18 protein-coding genes and 1 pseudogene are annotated in these 18630 nt (G+C 71.5%); 10 read left to right on the top strand and 9 right to left on the bottom strand.

What is annotated here, in order from left to right; all coding sequences use genetic code 11:
• Window positions 1-63 precede the first annotated feature (63 nt).
• Window positions 64-984: a proline dehydrogenase family protein gene (locus IF22_RS0107065; RefSeq protein WP_030329709.1), complete on the bottom strand. Its 921-nt coding sequence runs from the start codon at window positions 982-984 to the stop codon at window positions 64-66.
• A 105-nt stretch (window positions 985-1089) separates the two neighbouring features.
• Here IF22_RS0107065 and IF22_RS0107060 point away from each other — a divergent pair, with 105 nt between their 5' ends.
• The 3 genes from IF22_RS0107060 to IF22_RS0107050 are packed head-to-tail and all read left to right on the top strand — an operon-like array spanning window position 1090 to window position 3136.
• Window positions 1090-1362 carry a hypothetical protein gene (locus IF22_RS0107060; protein WP_245233557.1) on the top strand — a complete coding sequence of 91 codons (273 nt, stop codon included), beginning with the start codon at window positions 1090-1092 and terminating at the stop codon, window positions 1360-1362.
• 1 nt (window position 1363) lies between these two features.
• Window positions 1364-2530, top strand: a complete 1167-nt coding sequence (locus IF22_RS0107055; RefSeq protein ID WP_030329705.1) for a glutathionylspermidine synthase family protein — start codon at window positions 1364-1366, stop codon at window positions 2528-2530.
• Window positions 2531-2548: 18 nt separating this feature from the next.
• Entirely contained in the window at window positions 2549-3136 is a 588-nt protein-coding gene (locus IF22_RS0107050) for a CGNR zinc finger domain-containing protein (protein ID WP_030329704.1), read from the top strand.
• A gap of 33 nt (window positions 3137-3169) precedes the next feature.
• Here the strand turns inward: IF22_RS0107050 and IF22_RS0107045 are convergent, their stop codons facing one another.
• The gene (locus IF22_RS0107045; protein WP_081883736.1) at window positions 3170-3976 is read right to left on the bottom strand and encodes a sugar phosphate isomerase/epimerase family protein; all 807 of its coding nucleotides are present in this window, start codon (window positions 3974-3976) and stop codon (window positions 3170-3172) included.
• A 75-nt stretch (window positions 3977-4051) separates the two neighbouring features.
• Window positions 4052-4996 (bottom strand): Ppx/GppA phosphatase family protein, encoded by a 945-nt coding sequence (locus IF22_RS0107040; RefSeq protein ID WP_030329700.1) that lies wholly within the window; start codon window positions 4994-4996, stop codon window positions 4052-4054.
• A gap of 80 nt (window positions 4997-5076) precedes the next feature.
• On the opposite strand from IF22_RS0107040, the gene IF22_RS0107035 reads away from it, so the two are divergent.
• Window positions 5077-5874: a DUF3109 family protein gene (locus IF22_RS0107035; RefSeq protein ID WP_030329698.1), complete on the top strand. Its 798-nt coding sequence runs from the start codon at window positions 5077-5079 to the stop codon at window positions 5872-5874.
• 433 nt (window positions 5875-6307) lie between these two features.
• Here IF22_RS0107035 and IF22_RS0107030 read toward each other — a convergent pair whose 3' ends face one another.
• Together IF22_RS0107030 and IF22_RS0107025 are read right to left on the bottom strand one after the other, a co-directional pair.
• Complete coding sequence (locus IF22_RS0107030) at window positions 6308-6991, bottom strand: response regulator transcription factor (protein WP_030329696.1); 684 nt, start codon at window positions 6989-6991, stop codon at window positions 6308-6310.
• 24 nt (window positions 6992-7015) lie between these two features.
• On the bottom strand, window positions 7016-8299 hold the full coding sequence (locus IF22_RS0107025; RefSeq protein WP_030329694.1) for a sensor histidine kinase: 1284 nt from the start codon (window positions 8297-8299) through the stop codon (window positions 7016-7018).
• A gap of 204 nt (window positions 8300-8503) precedes the next feature.
• Between IF22_RS0107025 and phoU the strand changes: the two genes are divergently transcribed.
• Window positions 8504-9157 carry a phosphate signaling complex protein PhoU gene (gene phoU / locus IF22_RS0107020; protein WP_030329692.1) on the top strand — a complete coding sequence of 218 codons (654 nt, stop codon included), beginning with the start codon at window positions 8504-8506 and terminating at the stop codon, window positions 9155-9157.
• Between the two features lie 63 nt (window positions 9158-9220).
• Here phoU and IF22_RS0107015 read toward each other — a convergent pair whose 3' ends face one another.
• Complete coding sequence (locus tag IF22_RS0107015; protein ID WP_030329691.1) at window positions 9221-9988, bottom strand: phosphoglyceromutase; 768 nt, start codon at window positions 9986-9988, stop codon at window positions 9221-9223.
• 152 nt (window positions 9989-10140) lie between these two features.
• Between IF22_RS0107015 and IF22_RS0107010 the strand changes: the two genes are divergently transcribed.
• Together IF22_RS0107010 and IF22_RS0107005 are read left to right on the top strand one after the other, a co-directional pair.
• Window positions 10141-11415, top strand: a complete 1275-nt coding sequence (locus IF22_RS0107010) for an MDR family MFS transporter (protein ID WP_030329690.1) — start codon at window positions 10141-10143, stop codon at window positions 11413-11415.
• Between the two features lie 74 nt (window positions 11416-11489).
• Window positions 11490-12785, top strand: a complete 1296-nt coding sequence (locus tag IF22_RS0107005) for an MFS transporter (protein WP_030329689.1) — start codon at window positions 11490-11492, stop codon at window positions 12783-12785.
• 364 nt (window positions 12786-13149) lie between these two features.
• Here IF22_RS0107005 and IF22_RS36410 read toward each other — a convergent pair.
• A pseudogene (locus IF22_RS36410) lies at window positions 13150-13545 on the bottom strand (hypothetical protein); the annotation flags it as partial.
• Here IF22_RS36410 and IF22_RS36405 point away from each other — a divergent pair.
• Complete coding sequence (locus tag IF22_RS36405; RefSeq protein ID WP_245233556.1) at window positions 13457-14335, top strand: hypothetical protein; 879 nt, start codon at window positions 13457-13459, stop codon at window positions 14333-14335. The pseudogene IF22_RS36410 and the gene IF22_RS36405 sit on opposite strands and share 89 nt — an antisense overlap.
• Window positions 14336-14615: 280 nt before the next feature.
• Here IF22_RS36405 and IF22_RS0106995 read toward each other — a convergent pair whose 3' ends face one another.
• Window positions 14616-15131, bottom strand: coding sequence for a type III secretion system chaperone family protein (locus IF22_RS0106995; protein ID WP_030329687.1), 516 nt, complete (start codon window positions 15129-15131; stop codon window positions 14616-14618).
• Between the two features lie 57 nt (window positions 15132-15188).
• Window positions 15189-16553, bottom strand: a complete 1365-nt coding sequence (gene mshA / locus IF22_RS0106990; protein ID WP_030329686.1) for a D-inositol-3-phosphate glycosyltransferase — start codon at window positions 16551-16553, stop codon at window positions 15189-15191.
• Between the two features lie 206 nt (window positions 16554-16759).
• Between mshA and IF22_RS0106985 the strand changes: the two genes are divergently transcribed.
• On the top strand, window positions 16760-17527 hold the full coding sequence (locus IF22_RS0106985) for an SDR family oxidoreductase (protein WP_030329685.1): 768 nt from the start codon (window positions 16760-16762) through the stop codon (window positions 17525-17527).
• 185 nt (window positions 17528-17712) lie between these two features.
• Window positions 17713-18501 (top strand): hypothetical protein, encoded by a 789-nt coding sequence (locus IF22_RS0106980; RefSeq protein ID WP_030329684.1) that lies wholly within the window; start codon window positions 17713-17715, stop codon window positions 18499-18501.
• The last annotated feature ends 129 nt before the right edge of the window (window positions 18502-18630 follow it).

Here is an 18630-nt window from a genome sequence, read left to right as displayed (position 1 = left end):
TAGCCGAACGGGCCGGCGGTGACCCGAGCGGTCGCCGCCGGCCCGTCGGCCGAATCGGAGAAGTTACTTCTTGGAGATCAGGGCGCGGCCGAAGAAGACCAGGTTGGCGGGGCGCTCGGCGAGCCGACGCATCAGGTAGCCGTACCACTCGTCGCCGTACGGGACGTAGGTGCGCACCGTGTAGCCCTCGCCGGCCAGCCGGGCCTGCTCCTCGGGGCGGATGCCGTAGAGCATCTGGAACTCGAAGCGCTCCGGCCCCCTGTCGAACCAGCGGGCCCGGTCCTCACCGATGGCGATCATGCGCGGGTCGTGGGTGGCCAGCATCGGGTACCCGTCGCCGGACATCAGGATGTTCATGCAGCGCACGTACGACTTGTCCACCTCGCGGGCCGACTGGTACGCCACCGACTCCGGCTCCTTGTAGGCGCCCTTGCACAGCCGCACCCGCGACCCGGCCGAGGAGAGCTCCCGGCAGTCCGACTCGGTCCGGCGCAGGTACGCCTGGAGCACCGCGCCGGTCGACGGGAAATCCTTGCGCAGCCGGCTCAGCACCTCCAACGTCGAGTCGGTGGTGGTGTGGTCCTCCATGTCCAGGGTGACGGTGGTGCCCGCCGCGTCGGCAGCCGCGCAGATCGCCCGCGCGTTGTCGTACGCCAACTGCTCGTCGAACATCTGGCCGAGGGCGGAGAGCTTCACGCTGACCTCGGCGGCCGGGGTGAGCCCCGCACCGGCGAGCATCTTCAGCAACTTCAGGTACTCGTCGCGGGTGGCGGTGGCCTGCTCGGGGGTGACGGTGTCCTCACCGAGGTGGTCGAGGGTGACCGCGAGGCCGTCGTCGACGAGCCCGCGGGTCGCGCGCAACGCGTCGTCGGTGGCGGCGCCGGCGACGAACCGGCGTACGACGTCCCGGGTGTACGGGGCGGTCGCGACGAGCCGCTCGACCTGGGATGACCGGGAGGCGGCGAGGATGACGGAACGGAGCATGAGCCGAGCGTAACGCCCCTGCCAGGGCCCCCGCCGAGGGGCGGCGGGGGCACTTCGACCCGGGGCGGGGCGGCGGCGGTGGCGTCGATCGGCTACAACGATGCCGTGGACCAACGCCCCCGCCGCCGGCTCCGATCGGCCTCCGTGCAACTCGGCGCGCTCACCGCTCTCGCGCTCGCCCTCTCCGGCTGCAACATGACCTCGGACGACGACGATGACGACGACTGCGCCCTCGGGCCGGTCGGCGGCGGCGAAACCGTCGCGCTGGCGATGCGGGTCAGCGACCCGGCCGCCGGCCGCACCGCCCCGGAACCGGCCACGACGGCCCTGCCCGAGCGCGGCGGGTTCGGCACCCACCTCGCCGCCTGCGGCGGCTGACGTGCGCCGCGAGACGGTCACCCCGCGCACCGACTGGGACGCCACCATCCGCTCCCAGGGGCTGGTCTACGTCGACACCGAACTGCCCGACGGCGGGATCATGTCGTACTGGGACGAGACCGCCGCGTACGCCTTCGACCTGGACGAGGTGCTGCGGCTGGAGGAGGCCACCGAGGAACTGCACCGGATGTCGGTGGCCGCCGCCGAGCACGTGGTGGCGCAGCGCCGGTACGCCGAGTTCGGCATCCCGCAGTGGGCGGCCGAGGCGGTGGCCCGGTCGCTGCGGGAGGCGCCACCGACCCTCTACGGGCGCTTCGACCTCGCGTACGACGGCACCTGGCCCCCGAAGATGTTGGAGTACAACGCCGACACCCCCACCGCGCTGGTCGAGGCGAGCATCATCCAGTGGTACTGGCTGGAGGACACCCAGCCGGATCTGGACCAGTGGAACAGCCTGCACGAACGGCTGGTCGGCGCCTGGGCCAAGATCGGGGCGGGGCTGCACGACCCGCTGGTGCACGTGCTCTGGTCGAACGAGGAGGAGTCCGGAGAGGACCACATGACCGCCGGCTACCTCGCCGAGACCGCCCGGCAGGCCGGCCTGAACGTCGAGTTGCAGCCCATCCAGGAGATCGGCTGGGACGGCCGACGTTTCGTCGACGCCGACGACCGCCCGGTGACCACCTGCTTCAAGCTCTACCCGTGGGAGTGGATGCTGGCCGAGCCGTACGGGCCGGCGGCCCTGGCCCCGGGCACCCCGACCACCTGGATCGAGCCGGCATGGAAACTGCTGCTCTCCAACAAGGCGCTGCTCGCGGTCCTCTGGGAGCTGTACCCCGGCCACGAGTACCTGCTCCCGGCGTATCTCGACTCGCCGCGCGGCATGCCGGAGTACGTCGCCAAGCCCCTGCTCGGCCGCGAGGGCGGTTCGGTGCGCATCGTCACCGCCGGCGAGGAGATCACCAACCCGGGCATCTACGGCGACGAGGGCTGGTGCTACCAGGAGTTCCGGGCGTTGCCCCAGTTCGCCGGCAACCGGATGGTGCTGGGCAGCTGGATCGTCGACGGCGAGTCGGCCGGAGTGGGGGTGCGGGAGAGCGCCAGTCTGATCACCGACGGCTACGCGCGGTTCCTGCCGCACTACATCGACGCGCCACGCACCCGCTGAGTCGTCTACCGTTGGGGCGTGAACTTCGACGCGTACGCCCGGACCGGCGTTGACCTGGTCAACGCCCGCCTGGACGACCTCGACGACCTGCGGGCCCTCTTCCCCGACGAGAACGCCTGGATGCGCGACGAGGTCGCGGACCGGGACGTCGCGATCTTCCGCCGGGCCCAGAAGCGGTTGCGCGACGTCTTCGAGTACGGCACCTCGGGGCGGGACGCCCAGGCGGTCACCGAGCTGAACGCGCTGCTGGAGGCGTTCCCGGTGCAGCCGCGCATCTCCGGGCACGACTCCAGCGACTGGCACATGCACGTGACCAGCCGGGGCGCCTCGGTCAGCGCCGAATACCTGGCCGGCGCGGTCTGGGGGCTGTCGGTCTGGCTCTGCGAATACGGCAGCGCCCGGTTCGGGGTCTGCGCCGACGAGCGGTGCGGCAACGTCTACCTGGACACGTCGTCCAACTGCTGCCGGCGGTTCTGCTCGGAGCGGTGCGCCACCCGCTCGCACGTGGCGGCGCACCGGGCCCGCAAGCGGGCCGCGGTCGGCGAGCAGGTGACTGTCGCAGCCCAGCCGACCGCCGGCGTCGACTCCCTCTCACCGGTCAGCTGACACCGCCACCGCCCTCTCGTGGGGGCGGACGGGTCAGACGTCGACAGGTGACTGGGCAGTCAGGTGCTGGCGGGCGAACTCCAGCGCGGCGCGCAGGTCCGCCTCGCGCACCGCGCGGCTCTTCGCGCCGCGGGTGGCGACCTCCACCGCCACCGACCCGGTGAAACCCCGGCCGGCCAGCGAGGAGAGCAGCTCCCCGCACGGCTGGGTGCCGCGCCCGGGCACCAGGTGCTCGTCGCGACCCTCGCCGGTGCCGTCACCGAGGTGCACGTGCGCCAGCCCGGCACCCATCCGGTCGGCCATCTCCAGGGGGTCGCTGTGCGAGGCCGCGCAGTGCGACAGATCCAGCGTGTACGACGGGTAGCCGGCGTCGGTCGGATCCCAGCCGGGCACGTACGGGACGAACTGTCGACCCGCCATCCGCACCGGGTACATGTTCTCCACCGCGAAGCGCAGCCCGGTGAACCGGTCCGCGACGGTCGCCAGGCCCTCGGCGAAGTTGCGCGCGTAGTCCCGCTGCCAGCTGAACGGTGGGTGCACCACGACGGTCGGCGCGCCAAGCGTCTCGGCCAGCTCGGCGGCCTTGCGCAGACGCTCCCACGGGTCCGGGCTCCACACCCGCTGGGTGACCAGCAGGCAGGGCGCGTGCACCGAGAGCACCGGGACGTCGTAGTGCGTGGAGAGGCCGCGCAGCGCGCCCGCGTCCTGGCTGACCACGTCGGTCCAGACCATCACCTCGACGCCGTCGTAGCCGAGCGCCGCGGCCAGTTGGAACGCCGCCGCGGTCGGCTCGGGAAAGACCGACGAGCTGGACAGGAGCACGGGAACGCGGGAAGTCACATCAGCCAGCGTAGCCCGGCGACGCCGGGGGCATCGTGACGAGCGCCGGCAAACAGCCCCAAAACGGTCGTGGGGTCAGATCGGCTCAAGTTGATCGAGTCGACGGAGGATGACACCCTCCCGCAGCGCCCACGGGCAGATGTCCAGCGAATCCAGATCCAGACGGCGCATCACCGCCTCGGCGACCACGGCACCGGCCAGCAACTGGTGGGCCCGACCCGCGCTGACCCCCTCCAGCTCCATCAACTGCGCCGGTGGGATGTGCCGGATGAAGCCGATGACCTGTCGAAGGCCGGCCCGGGTCAGACTGCGCCGCGCCCACAGCCCGGCACCGGACGGGGCCGCCCCGGCCAGTCGGGCCAGGGTCCGGAACGTCTTCGAGGTGGCCACCGCCCGACCCCAGCCCACCTCCGTCATCTGGTCGACGACCTTGTCGAGCCGGCCGTCCACGTACTCCCGGAGCTTGTCGACGGCCTCCGCCGACGGCGGGGCCGCACTGGCCGGATCGACCCGCAGCCGCTCGCGGGTCAGCCGGCCCGCACCGAGCGGAAGAGAGACCGCGACGTCCGGGTCCTCGTCGATGCCGGCGGCGATCTCCAACGAGCCACCACCGATGTCCAGCACCAGCAGCCGGCCCGCGGACCAACCGAACCACCGCCGTACGGCCAGGAAGGTCATCCGCGCCTCGTCCGCGCCGGAGAGCACCGCCAGGCGTACGCCGGTCTCGTCGCGGACCCGGGCCAGCACGTCGGCCGCGTTGGTGGCGTCGCGCACCGCTGACGTGGCGAACGCGATCAGGTCGTCGGTCGCCAGCCCGGTGGCCGCCGCCTTCGCCATGCCCACCGCCTTGACCAGGCCGTCCGCACCCGCCTCGGTCAGTGCGCCGTCGGGGCCGATCTGCTCGGCCAGCCGGAGCACCACCTTCTCGGAGTGCGCCGGCCACGGGTGCGCCCCGTGGTGCGCGTCCACCACCAGGAGGTGCACAGTGTTGGATCCGACGTCAAGGACACCCAGTCGCATGGTGAAGACCCTAGGTGCAACACGTTTGCGCGGCTCACCGACCTGCGGACGGCACCGCGCGTACGCTGGGCCGAGTGACGATGGAGCTCCGTGTGCTGGTGGACGACCCGGGTGACCCGCGTAGCCGTGAGGTGCCCCTGGACTTCCCTCGGGAGTGGATCGAGTTCACCGACCCCGCCGACGAGACGCACCTGATCCGGGCCGACCTGACCTGGTTGCTCTCCCGCTGGACCTGCATCTTCGGCAAGGGCTGCCACGGCATCATCGCCGGCCGAGCCGCGGACGGTTGCTGCTCACACGGCGCGTTCTTCACCGACTCGGACGACGAGAAGCGGGTCCGCAACGCCGTCCGGCGGCTCACCCCGTCGACCTGGCAGCACTTCCGGCGCGGGTTCAAGAACTGGACCGACGAGGACACCATCGACGGCAAGAACCCGGCCCGCCGCACCGCCACCCAGGGCGCCGACGGTCCGTGCGTCTTCCTCAACGACGCCGACTTCGCCGGCGGGGGCGGTTGCGCGCTGCACGCGCAGGCGCTGCGCGACGGGGTGCACCCCTTGGAGTACAAGCCGGACGTCTGTTGGCAGCTGCCGATCCGCCGTGACCAGGACTGGGTGAAGCGACCGGACAACAGCAAGGTGCTGGTCTCCACGCTGTCCGAGTTCGACCGGCGGGGCTGGGGAGCCGGCGGGCACGACCTGGACTGGTGGTGCACGTCCTCGACGGACGCGCACGTCGGCGCCGAGCCCATGTACCTGTCGTACGGGCCGGAGCTGACCGCTCTGATCGGCGCTGCCGCGTACGAGCGGCTGGCCGAGCTGTGCGCGACCAGGACGAGGCAGGGCATGATCGCCCCGCACCCCGCCGACGAGATCTAGCGGTCTCGGTACGGTTCACCTGGCTGCGACGCCTCCGCCTGACGACGGCCCGGCACAGCGACGCCACGGGCTTCGGCGGCGTCGCGAACGAGATCATCGGACGCCTCGCCACACTGCTCGCCCGCCCGCCTGAAGAGCGATGCCACAGCGCCCGTAGCGGGGGAGCCAGTGATATGGGATGCGAAGCCTTTGGAGCTGACTCGTTTACGACATCGGCCCGGCCGGCGTCGGCCCGGCCGGCGTCGGCCCGGCCGGCGTCGGCCCGGCCGGCGTCGGCGGATGACTCGTTTGTGACATCAGCTCCAAAGGACCCCACCACCGGACTCGCATCCCCGGGCACAGGTGGCTGGGCCCCCGAAACTGGCTCGCTGAGCAGGCGCAAACAGGCCGAAGGGGGCCCGCGTCGAGCGCGGGCCCCCTTCGGGTACGCCGATCACGGCTCGAACTTGTAGCCCAGGCCCCGGACGGTCACGATGAATCGCGGCGCGGACGGCTCCGGCTCGATCTTCGAGCGCAGCCGCTTGACGTGCACGTCGAGCGTCTTGGTGTCACCGACGTAGTCGGCACCCCAGACCCGGTCGATGAGCTGGCCTCGGGTGAGCACCCGGCCGGCGTTGCGCAGCAGCAGCTCCAGCAGTTCGAACTCCTTCAGCGGCAGCTGCACCGCACCGCCGTCGACGGTCACCACGTGCCGTTCGATGTCCATCCGCACCGGGCCGGCGGCCAGCGTCGGCGCACCCGCCTCCGCCACCTCCGGGCTCTGCCGGCGCAGCACCGCCCGGATCCGGGCGACCAGTTCCCGAGGCGAGTACGGCTTCGTCACGTAGTCGTCGGCACCGATCTCCAGCCCGACCACCTTGTCGATCTCGCTGTCCCGGGCGGTGACCATGATGATCGGCACGGCAGAGCGTTGCCGCAACTGCCGGCAGACCTCGGTGCCCGACATCTCGGGCAACATCAGGTCGAGCAGCACGATGTCGGCGCCGGTCCGGTCGAACTCGGTGAGAGCGTCGGTGCCGGTCGCGGCGACCGAAACCTCAAAGCCCTCCTTACGGAGCATGTACGACAAGGCGTCGGAGAACGACTCCTCGTCCTCGACCACGAGAACGCGGCTCAACGGGGATTTCCTTTCCATTTGCTGTCAGACCTGCCGTAGCCCAGTCGGACCGGACTCGATCCCAACCGGCGGCAGTGTCGCCAGGAGGTCATCCGGTGGACTGGCGGGCAGCCGGAGGGTGAACGTCGATCCACCACCAAGAGTGCTCGACACCTCGACCCGTCCGCCATGGTTGCTCGCAATGTGTTTCACGATCGCCAGGCCGAGCCCGGTGCCGCCGGTGGCACGCGAGCGGGCCTGGTCGGCCCGGTAGAACCGTTCGAAGATCCGGTCGACGTCGGTGGGGGCGATACCGATGCCCTGGTCGGCGACGGCGACCTCGACGTGCTCGTCGTCGCCGCGCAGGGTGACTCGGACCGTGGTGTCCTCACCCGAGTAGTTGATGGCGTTCTCCACCAGGTTCGCCACCGCCGTGGCGAGTTGGGAGTCGCTGCCGTACGCGGTGAGACCACGCTCACCGTCCACGGCCACCGTGACCCCTCGGGCGGAGGCTGTGGTGCGGGTCCGGTCGACCACCTCGGCGATCACCCAGTCCAGCGCGACCGGCTCCGGTGGCGGCTGCGGCTCAGCGCCCTGCAACCGGGTCAGTTCCAGCAACTCCTGCACCAGCCGGCCGAGGCGGGTCGACTCGTGCTGGATCCGCTCGGCGAACCGGCGGGCGGCCACCAGGTCCTCGGGAAGGTCGGAGGCCGCGGCGTCGGCCGGCTCGGTGGCGTCCAGCAACGCCTCGGCGAGCAGTTGCAGGGCCCCGATCGGGGTCTTCAGCTCGTGGCTCACGTTGGCCACGAAGTCGCGTCGCACCCGGGTCAGCCGGTGCGACTCGGTCACGTCGACCGCCTCGACCGCGATGAAGCCGTTGCCGAGGCCCATCGCCCGCAGGTGCACGCCGAGCGGGTTCTCCCCCGCGCTGTCGCGACCCCGGGGCAGGTCCAGCTCGATCTCGCGCCGTACGCCGGTGCGTCGCACCTGGCCGGCGAGGGTACGGATCAGTGGGTGCGCGGCGATCGAGCCGGGGGTGCTGCCGGTCCGCAGCAACCCCATCGCGCGGGCGGCCGGGTTGATCAACACGGGGACGTCGTCGTTGTCCAGTACCACGACACCGGCCCGGAGCGAGTCGATCGTCCGGCGGCCGAGCCCGGCCTGCTGCTCGTCGGCTATCGCGGGCCTCCCCCTGTTCCAGCGGAAGCTGACGCTCCCCGTCGACGCGGAGCGGTCGTCCCGCCTCGGCAGGAACCGGGGCAGCAGCAGACCGGCGACCATCCCGGCCACCAACGCCACGACCACCACGACCGCCACTGCCCACTCCACCCGGCGATCGTAGGGTCATTGTTAACCTGGCTACCACACAGAACGGGACGAAACACCCTCACTTACACAACTGTTCACCCCCACGTCTGGCGTCGTTCACCGTGGTTCATCCGGGGTCCGTCCGCGCGCCCTACCGTTGGCGTCACACCTGCTCAAACCCCTGCGCCGGCACCCGTCGGCGGCGACCGACCACAGGACGTGATGATGCGCGACGAGTTCCGGGCCGACCTCCAGATCGTCAGCCAACTGCTGGTGGACATGGCGGAGGGCGTCCGCGCCGCCATGCGCCAGGCCACCCGGGCCCTGCTCACCGCCGACCGGCAGGCCGCCGAGACGGTCATCGAGCGGGACGCCGAGATCGACGACCTCTACCGGCACGTCGAGGAGCGGGTCTGCGACCTGCTCGCCCGACAGGCACCGGTCGCCTCCGACCTCCGGGCGATGATCACCGCGCTGCACGTGGCCGCCGATCTGGAGCGGATGGGCGACCTGGCCGAGCACGTGGCGAAGACCGCGCTGCGCCGGCACCCCTCCCCGGCCGTCCCGGCCGAGCTGCGGACGGTCTTCACCGAGATGTCCGAGATCGCCGACCGGATGGCCGTGAAGATCGGTTCGGTGCTGGCGAAGCCCGACGCCGACCTCGCCGGTGAGTTGGACCGCGACGACGACGCCATGGACGAGCTGCACAAGAACCTGTTCGCGGTGCTGCTCGGTGACGACTGGCCGTACGGGGTGGAGACGGCCATCGACGCCACCCTGCTGGGCCGCTTCTACGAGCGCTTCGCCGACCACGCTGTCAACGCCGGCGAGCACGTGATCTACCTGATCACCGGGGAGAGCACGCCCAGCGGCAACTGACGCACCGGAAAGGGGCCCCTCGCCATCGCTCTGCGCGGTGAACGAGGGGCCCCTTCTGGTAGCTCAGCGCCCCTGGTTGGCCACCGCCGCGGCCGCCGCCTTGGCGGCGGTCGGGTCGAGGTAGGTGCCGCCCAGGGTCAGCGGGCGCAGCTGCGGGTCGAGGTCGTAGCGCAGCGGGATGCCCGTCGGGATGTTCAGCTTCGCGATCGCCTCGTCAGAGATCTGGTCGAGGTGCTTGACGAGGGCACGCAGCGAGTTGCCGTGCGCTGCCACCAGCACCGTCCGGCCGGCCAGGATGTCCGGCACGATCGAGTCGTACCAGTACGGCAGCATCCGCTCGACGACGTCCTTGAGGCACTCGGTGCGCGGCATCAGCTCGGTCGGCAGCAGCGCGTAGCGAGGGTCACCCACCTGCGACCACTCGTCGTTGTCGTCGATCGGCGGCGGCGGCGTGTCGTACGACCGGCGCCAGAGCATGAACTGCTCCTCGCCGTACTCGTCGAGGGTCTGCTTCTTGTTCTTGCCCTGCAGGGCGCCGTAGTGCCGCTCATTGAGCCGCCACGACCGGCGCACCGCGATCCAGTGCCGGTCGGCGGCGTTGAGCGCCAGCTCGGCGGTGCGGATCGCACGACGCATCACGCTGGTGTGCACGACGTCGGGCAGGAGGCTGTGCTCGCGCAGCAGCTCGCCGCCGCGCCGCGCCTCACCCTCGCCCTTCTCGGTCAGGTCGACGTCCACCCAACCGGTGAAGAGGTTCTTGGCATTCCAGTCGCTCTCACCGTGTCGCAGCAGGACCAGCGTCCCGATGGTGGGCCCTTCGCTCGCAGTCATGCGGATCATCCTGCCTCAACCGCTGCGGGGACACGCGGGCAGCCGTCGTGACGACCACCACGTGAAAAAGCGGGTGACCAGCAGATCCGCCCGCCACTAGGGTTGTAAGGCGCAACAGTCACATCGGTCATTACTTGCAAGCGGGGCGCCATATGCGGACGATGCGGAGTTGGTTCCGGGACACCACCGGCGGCCTACCGACCACCTTCTGGTACCTGTGGTCGGGCACCCTGATCAACCGGCTCGGCTCGTTCGTCCTCGTCTTCCTCGCGATCTACCTGACCCAGGAACGTGGCTTCTCGGCCTCCCAGGCCGGGCTGGTGATCGGCCTCTGGGGCGTCGGTGGGGCGTTCGGCACCACCGCCGGCGGCACCCTCGCGGACCGGTGGGGCCGCCGACCGACGCTGCTCACCGCGCACGTGGGCGCGGCGGCCATGATGCTCGCGCTCGGACTGGCCCGGGACCTCTGGGCGGTGGCGCTGGGCGCGCTGCTGCTCGGCATGTTCGCCGAGGCGGCCCGGCCCGCGTTCGGGGCGATGATGATCGACGTGGTGCCGGCGAAGGACCGACTGCGCGCCTTCTCGCTCAACTACTGGGCGATCAACCTGGGCTTCGCCTGCGCCGCCGTCCTCGCCGGTCTCGCCGCGCAGGCCAACTACCTGTTGCTGTTCGTGGTCGACGCGGCCACCATGCTGATCACCGCGCTGATCATCTTCAGCAAGGTGCCGGAGACCCGCCAGGTCGGCCCCGCCACCGCCACGAGGGCCGCCCCGCGCGGTGCCCTGCGCACGATTCTCACCGACCGGGTCTACCTCGGCTTCGTGGCGCTCAACCTGTTCGCCGCGCTGGTGTTCCTCCAGCACATCTCGATGCTGCCGATCGCGATGGGCGACGACGGTCTGAGCCCGGCCACCTACGGCTCGGTGATCGCGCTCAACGGCATCCTCATCGTGGTCGGCCAACTCTTCGTACCCCGACTGATCCGGGGTCGGAGCCGCTCGCACGTGCTCGCGCTGGCCTCGGTGGTGATGGGTGTGGGGTTCGGGCTGACCGCCTTCGCCGGCACCCCCTGGTTCTACGGGCTGACAGTGCTGATCTGGACGGTCGGCGAGATGCTGAACTCGCCCTCCAACTCCACGCTGATCGCCGAACTCTCCCCGGCCGAGCTACGCGGGCGCTACCAGGGCGTGTTCTCCCTCTCGTGGCAGATCGCCGGGGCCAGCGCGCCGATCCTCGGTGGCCTGGTCCGCGAGCATGCCGGCAACGACACGCTCTGGTACGGCTGCGCCGCGCTCGGCCTCCTGACCGCTGTCGCCCACCTGGTGTCGGGCCCGGCCCGGGAGCGGCGGGCAACCGCGCTGCGCCGTTCCGGCGAGGCACTGGCGCCAGCCACCGCGACCCGGGCGCCGCAGCCCGCCGAGGCTTAACGGCTGGCGCGTCGGGGCCGGACTTCCTACTGTGCAGTGGAAACAGTTAACAGTCTGAACTGTCGGGAGGTCTGGTGCACGCCCTGCGGCGCTGGTGGGACGACACCGCAGGCGGGCTCCCCGCCACCTTCTGGTACCTCTGGGCCGGCCTGCTGATCAACCGGGCCGGCGCGTTCGCCATGCTGTTCCTCTCGCTCTACCTCACCGACGTACGCGGCGCGAGCGAAGGTCTGGCCGGCACCGTGGTCGGCGCGTACGGGGCCGGTGGGGCGGCCGGCGTCCTGTTCGGCGGGGTGCTCGCCGACCGCTGGGGACGCCGGGCAACCCTGCTCGCCGCGCACCTGGCCACTGTCGGTCTGATGGTGGCGCTCGCCTTCACCCGGCCACTGCTGCTGATCGCTGTGCTCTCCGCGCTGATCGGCGTGGTCCACTCGATGCCCAGCCCCGCGTTCGTCGCCGCGATCGTCGACGTGGTGCCCGCCGAGCGCCGCTCGCGCGCGTTCAACCTCCAGTTCTGGGCGTTCAACCTGGGCATGGCGGTCGCCTCGCTGCTCGCCGGCATCCTGGCCGAGGCGAGCTTCACGGCGCTGTTCCTGGTCGACGCGGGTGCCACCCTCACCGCCGCCGCCGTGATCGCCTGGAAGGTGCCGGAAACCCTGCGACTGGCCCAGCCGGTGGCCGGCCTTCCGCCCGCCACCCGCGCGGCACCGAGGTCCGTCCGGGTCCGTCGACCGGGACTGCACACCGCGCTCACCGACCGCACCTTCCTGGTCTTCGTCGGGCTCACCTTCGTGCTGGCCGTACTCACCATGCAGACGTCGACGATCATGCCGCTGGCGATGCGCGCGGACGGCCTGGGGCCATCGGCGTACGGGCTGGTGGTGGCGCTCGGCGGCGCGCTGATCGTGGTCGGGCAGCTGTTCGTGCCCCGACTGATCGACCGGCACCGCAAGGACGTCGTGCTGGCCGCCTCCACCGCGCTGCTCGCGCTCGGCTTCGGGGCGCTCGCCATCGCCGACGAACTGGCCATTTACCTCGGTGCCGCGGTGATCTGGACGGTCGGTTCGATGCTCGCCGCCCCGCCCAACGCGCAGATCAACGCCGACCTGGCACCACCACAGCTACGGGCGCGCTACCAGTCGGTCTTCTACCTGACCTTCCCGGCCGCGGCGTTCGTCGCGCCCACCCTCGGCGGGGTGAGCCTTCAGCACCTCGGCGACCGGCACTGGCTGATCGTGGGTGGACTGGGCCTGCTGGCAGCGCTCGGGCACCTGCTCGCCGGACCACCCCGGGAACGGCACGTGGCCGCCCTGCGCCGGGTCACCGACCCGGAACCGAAGAACGCCGCAGACCGCGTACCGACCGGATAACGACGCAAAGCGCCCACCACGTCCCTGAGGTCGTGGTGGGCGCCCGCCGGCGGGGCCGGCGGCGGCGGGCAACACTCACCCCCGTAAGCATCGCCCGCTCACGCCGCCGGTCCAAACAGGTGGGAACCGTCCCCCAACGGTTATTCCACCCGTCCCCTCGCGCCTCGTCTGGTGCGCGGATCTGATCGATCCGCCGCTCCCCCGAACGTTTCCAAACGTGGCGCGGTGCAATAAAGCTAGTTCGCCCGGATTCTGGATTCAACCCAGAACGGCTGTCTCGCCGGTCACAACTGGCGAGTATCCGCTGCTCCGGCCTCGTCCGTTGGCAACAGCCGGTTACCCGCCGGCCATTCCCGCAAACACCTCAACCGTCTTCCCGATCGGGTGACTCGGTCCGGAAGAAGTTGCTCTGCCGGCCGTCTCGCAACTGTTCCTGATAAATCAGGTTCAGCCGCCGCAGGTCAAAGGTGTAGAACCACTCATCCCAGGTGATCTCGCGGATCCGGCTGCTTTCCCGGTATCCGGGAATGTTGAAGGTCAACACCCCCGCCCGACCATCCCGCTCCGTGCCGGCGATGGTCGCCGGCTTCGCCCCGCGATCCCGGGCCCAGCGCTTGATCACCTCGTGGTTCGCCGTGATCAGACTCCGCCCCGGCCGCTCCGGCCGGTCCATGGTCGACGAGATCACCTGCGAACTGCGGACCGACCGACCCGTACCCCGTCCGGTCCGAATCCCGCCGGCCGCCGTGCCGCCACCGGTCGACTGCGTGAACGTGCGCTTGGCCGCCGTGCTCCTGGCCGGCGCCGTGCGCTTGGCCGCCGTGCTCTTGGCCGCTGCCGTGCGCTTGGTCGCGCTCTTGGCCGGCGCCGCACGCTTCGCCGCCGCGCTCTTGGCCGGCGCCGCACGCTTCGCCGCCGGCCGCGCCGGTGCCTTTTTCGCCGGCGCCTTCCGCGCGGGCGCCGTACGCGCCGTCGCTGTCTTACGGGCCGCCGTGGTCTTCCGCGCTGCCGCGGTCTTGCGGGCCGCCGCGGTCTTACGGGCGGCGGTCGTCCTGCTCGCGGTCTTACGCGCGGCCGTCGACGTCGCCGCCGTCGTCGTCTTCCTCGCGGTCGCCTTCTTCGCCGGTGCCCTCTTCGCGGCCGCCGTCGACTTCCGCGCGGCGGTCGCCTTCGTTGCGGCGGCCCGCTTCGCGGGCGCGCTCTTGTTCGCCGGCGCGGCCTTCGCCCGGCTCGATGCCGGCCTGGCCGCCGACTTCTTGGTGGTGGCGGCGCGACCGGCAGACGCCCGGGTGCCGGTGGCCCGGCCCGACGGGCCGGTGCTGCTCCGACCCGCGCCGGCGCGCATCGAGCGCACCAGCTGTTTCACCAGGTCGGGCTTGCGCAGTGCGGAGATCCCGGAGACCCCGCGTTTGCGCAGCTGCCCGCGGATGTCGTCCACCCGCATCCGGGAGATCTCCGACTCGGAGACTCCTGGCGTACCCGGCGTCTGGTTGCCGGCCTGTCGCTTTGTCCTGGTCGCAGTCGCGCCGCGACCTGAGCTGTTCCGCTGAGCCATGGGACGCTCCGCTCCTTGGCACTCCGTCATCGGCGCGCGGGGGTCCCTTGCCGCACCGCGCGGTGCGGCATACCCGTCAGGAGCACTCCGAACCACCGACAGTTCGCCATGATCGTGCTCGATCCAGGATCGAGTGGCATCGCGGCGTCAACGACACCACTACTTCCTGGTTCCAGCACGATCTTGCAGGGGAGCCCGCCGGGCGCAGCGCCGGCGGCGTGGGGCGCGCCGGGCGTGGGGCGCGCCGGGCGCGCCGGGGCACGCGGGCGCCCGGGTCAGGTTGGGTCGGGGCCGGCGCCGGAGGGCTCGAAGAGGTGCGCGAAGGCGGCCAGGTTGGCTGTCGACTCGCCCCGCTTGACCCGCCACTCGTACTCGCGCCGGATCGAACTGCCGAAGCCGATCTCCAGCATCGTGTCGAACGACTCGTCGGCGTACGTGAGGACAGCGCCGAGCAGCCGATCCAACTCGTCGGCGTCCACGCCGGCCGGGTTGACCCGACCGGTCAGGTACACGTCGCCGACCGCGTCGGTGGAAAAGGAGACGCCGTACATCCGGGCGTTGCGCTGCAACAGCCAGGCCCACAACTCCTCGCGGCGCTCGTCCGGCTGACGCATCACGAACGCCTCGATCCGCAGCGCGTGCTCGCCGACGATCAGGTTGCAGACCGTCTTGAGCTTGTGGGTGCCCGGCAGCGTCACCGCGTACGAGTTGGGGCCGGTCGACTCCCAGGCCAGGTCACGCTCGGCACAGACCGACTCGATCAGGGTCGCAAGATCGCTCTTCGGGCTCACCGGACCCACTCTACGACCGACCCGGCCCGCGCACCGGGTGGCGACCGACGCCCCCGGTCACCAGGAGCAGGAGAGCGCCGGGTCGCATGCCAGGTCGGCGGCGAGCCGGGCACGGTGCGCGGCGATCGCCTCGCCGTAGACCCCGAGCAGACCCGCGACCGTACGGTCCCAGGAGAAATGCCGGGCGTGCTGCTCGGCACCTCGGGCCAGCACCGATCGGAGGGCCCGGTTCGGCAGCAGGCTGCCCAGCGCACGCGCCCAGTCGACGGGGTCGTGCCCGTCGATCAGCACCCCGCTGACCTGGTCCCGTACGGCGGTGACCAGCCCGCCGACGGCGGCGGCCAGCACCGGCGTACCGCAGGCCTGCGCCTCCAGGGCGACCAGCCCGAACGATTCGTTGTGCGACGGGACCGCGACCAGATCCGCCGCCCGGTACAGGGCGGGAAGGTCGTCGCCGGTGAGCGGTGGCAGGAACCGCACCCCGTCGGTGACCCCCAGCTTGGCTGCCAACTCGATCAGGGCGGTCGGCCGGTCCAGCCCACTGCCGCTGGGCCCACCACAGATCACCACTGTCACCTGGTCGGCCACTGCCGGATCGCGCTCCCGCAGGGCAGCCACCGCGCGGATCAACACGTCGGGGGCCTTGAGCGGCTGGATCCGGCCGACGAAGGCGACCACGTACCCGTCGACCGGGAGCCCCAGCCGACGACGGGCCTTGCGGGCGGCCGCGGACCGATCGCCCGACGCGGGCCGGAACCTGTGCAGGTCGACGCCCGGTTGCACGACGGCAACCCGGGTCGGGTCGGCGTCGTAGCGGTCGAGCAGGTCGCTGGCCTCGACCCGGGTGTTGGCGACCAGCCGGTCGGCCTCGGCGACCACCTGCTCCTCGCCGATGACCCGGGCCTTGGGCTCTGGGCGGTCACCGGCCGCGAGCTGGGCGTTCTTGACCTTGGCGAGGGTGTGCGCGGTGTGCACCAGCGGCACACCCCAACGCTCCTTGGCCAGCCAGCCGACCTGGCCGGAGAGCCAGTAGTGCGAGTGGATCAGGTCGTAGTGGCCGGGCGGGCGGGATGCCTCCGCGCGCAGCACACCGGCGGTGAAGGCGCAGAGCTGACCGGGCAACTCCTCCTTGGTGAGCCCTTCCAGGGGGCCGGAGGTGATGTGCCGGACCTGCACCCCGGGTGCCATCTCGACCACCGGGGGAAGGTCACCGGAGGTGGCCCGGGTGAAGATCTCCACCTCCACGTTGGCCTCGGCGAGACGCCGGGCGACTTCGAGGATGTAGACGTTCATGCCGCCGGCGTCACCCGTGCCGGGTTGGTGCAGGGGCGAGGTGTGTACCGACAGGGTGGCGATGCGGCGAGGCCGGGGCCACGGCTGGGCACCTCGCTGACGTCCGACACCGGTGTGCATTTCCGCCACATCCGCTCCTTCGTCACGGTTGATGCCGTCTCGCACGACCGGCGCTTCTCGGTCAACCTGTACGCCCGGTGCCATCTTCCCCATCGGCCTCCGGAAATTCCCGGGCGCGGCCCCCCGGGGTGACGGACCTCATCACCCGGACGCCCGCCGATGCCTGCCGCACGCCCGGTCGGGGCCGGTGGCACGCCCACTGTGACAATGTCGGGATGACCTCAGTCGCCATCGTCACGGGAGCGTCCAGCGGGATCGGCGCGGCCACCGCCCGCCGGCTCGCCGCCGAGGGATTCCACGTGCTCGCCGCCGCCCGCCGCGCCGAACGGCTCACCGACCTGGTCGCCGAGATCACCGCCGCCGGCGGGCAGGCCACCGCGGTGACCTGCGACATCACCTCGGACGAGTCGGTGGCCCGGCTGGCCGAGGCCGCCGCGCAGGCACCCGGGCCGGTCACCCTCCTGGTCAACAACGCTGGCGGGGCGCGCGGGCTGGACCCGGTGGAGTCCGGCTCGGTCGCCGACTGGCAGTGGATGTACGACGTGAACGTGCTCGGCACCCTGCGGGTCACCCAGGCGCTGCTGCCGGCGCTGGAAGCCTCCGGTTCCGGCACCATCGTGGTGGTCTCGTCCACCGCCGGCCTGACCGTGTACGAGGGCGGGGGCGGCTACACCGCCGCGAAGCACGCGCAGACCGCGATCGCCGGCACGCTCCGCCTGGAGCTGTGTGGCCGGCCGCTGCGGGTCATCGAGATCGACCCGGGCATGGTGAAGACCGACGAGTTCGGGCTGGTCCGCTTCGAGGGCGACGCGGAACGGGCAGCCGCCGTCTACGCCGGGGTGCCGGGGCCACTGGTCGCCGAGGACGTCGCCGACTGCATCGCCTGGTGCGCCACCCGCCCCGAGCACGTCAACGTCGACCGGCTGGTGGTCCGGCCACGGGCGCAGGCCGCCCAGCACAAGGTGCACCGAGTGGGCCAGTGAAGCGCGAGGAGTGAGCCGGGTTTGCGAGCCCCGCAGCCGCGAACGGAGACCACGCAGTGAAGCGCGAGGAGTGAGCCGGGTTTGCGAGCCCGCAGCCGCGAACGGAGACCACGCAGTGAAGCGCGAGGAGTGAGCCGGGTTTGCGAGCCCCGCAGCCGCGAACGGAGATTGGCCCTGAGGTCGACATGAGCCCTACAGCGCGGCGGCGACCGGTCGGGGTGGTCACGCGCGGCACGACGAACCCGAACCGGCTCCGCCGGGTGGACAACTGGATCGTCGCCACCTGCGCCGACCGGCTGCTGGCGGCGGACGACCCGCTGGTGGTCGACCTCGGTTACGGCGCCACCCCGGTGACCGCCGTGGAGCTGCGCGCTCGGCTGGCGGCCGGGGTGCGCCCGGACGTCCGGCTGGTCGGGTTGGAGATCGACGCGGCCCGGGTGGCAGCCGCGGCACCGGCCGCCGATCCACCCGGGCTGACGTTCGCCCGGGGCGGTTTCGAGCTGGCCGGGCTCCGGCCGGTGCTGGTCCGCGCGTTCAACGTGCTGCGACAGTACGACGAGAGCGAGGTGGCCGAAGCCTGGCGGACGATGACCGCCGCGCTCGCCCCCGGTGGAGTGCTCGTCGAGGGCACGTGTGACGAGTTGGGGCGGCTCGCCAGCTGGCTGCTGATCGACGCCGACGGCCCACGGTCGCTGACCCTGGCCGCGAAGCTCACCACGCTGGGCAGCCCCGCCGAGCTGGCCGAGCGGCTGCCCAAGGCGTTGATCCACCGCAACGTGCCCGGTGAGCCGGTGCACGCGCTGATCCGTGCCCTGGACGACGCCTGGCAGGCCGCCGCTCCGTACGCCACCTTCGGCCCCCGCCAACGCTGGCTGCGAGCGGTGACCCGCCTGCGGGAAACGGGCTGGCCCGTCCTCGACAACAGCACCCGCTGGCGTCAGGGCGAGCTGACCCTCCCCTGGCCCCTCCCCTAGCCCTCACCCCCGCCCCACCCCGCCACCCGCCGATCTTGCACTTTTGGTTGGCGATTTGCCCTTCGGCATCCTTAATGTCGCCGCAGAAACTGCAAGATCGGGGGGTGGGGTGGGGTGGGGTGGGGGCGG

Origin of the sequence: Micromonospora parva (assembly GCF_000718515.1) — a bacterium.
GTDB lineage: Bacteria > Actinomycetota > Actinomycetes > Mycobacteriales > Micromonosporaceae > Micromonospora > Micromonospora parva.
The sequence above is the reverse complement of the archived record's forward strand: the minus strand, read 5'-3'. Positions and strand labels throughout refer to the sequence as shown.

Bases quoted from the DNA above. Each gene is read 5' to 3' on its own strand.
- IF22_RS0106985 (WP_030329685.1), top strand. From the start codon at position 16,760: ATGACCTCAGTCGCCATCGTCACGGGAGCGTCCAGCGGGATCGGCGCG.
- IF22_RS0107040 (WP_030329700.1), bottom strand. From the start codon at position 4,996: ATGCGACTGGGTGTCCTTGACGTCGGATCCAACACTGTGCACCTCCTG.
- IF22_RS0107015 (WP_030329691.1), bottom strand. From the start codon at position 9,988: ATGACTGCGAGCGAAGGGCCCACCATCGGGACGCTGGTCCTGCTGCGA.
- IF22_RS0107010 (WP_030329690.1), top strand. From the start codon at position 10,141: ATGCGGACGATGCGGAGTTGGTTCCGGGACACCACCGGCGGCCTACCG.
- phoU (WP_030329692.1), top strand. From the start codon at position 8,504: ATGCGCGACGAGTTCCGGGCCGACCTCCAGATCGTCAGCCAACTGCTG.
- IF22_RS0106980 (WP_030329684.1), top strand. From the start codon at position 17,713: ATGAGCCCTACAGCGCGGCGGCGACCGGTCGGGGTGGTCACGCGCGGC.
- IF22_RS0107035 (WP_030329698.1), top strand. From the start codon at position 5,077: ATGGAGCTCCGTGTGCTGGTGGACGACCCGGGTGACCCGCGTAGCCGT.
- IF22_RS36405 (WP_245233556.1), top strand. From the start codon at position 13,457: ATGGTCGACGAGATCACCTGCGAACTGCGGACCGACCGACCCGTACCC.
- IF22_RS0107065 (WP_030329709.1), bottom strand. From the start codon at position 984: ATGCTCCGTTCCGTCATCCTCGCCGCCTCCCGGTCATCCCAGGTCGAG.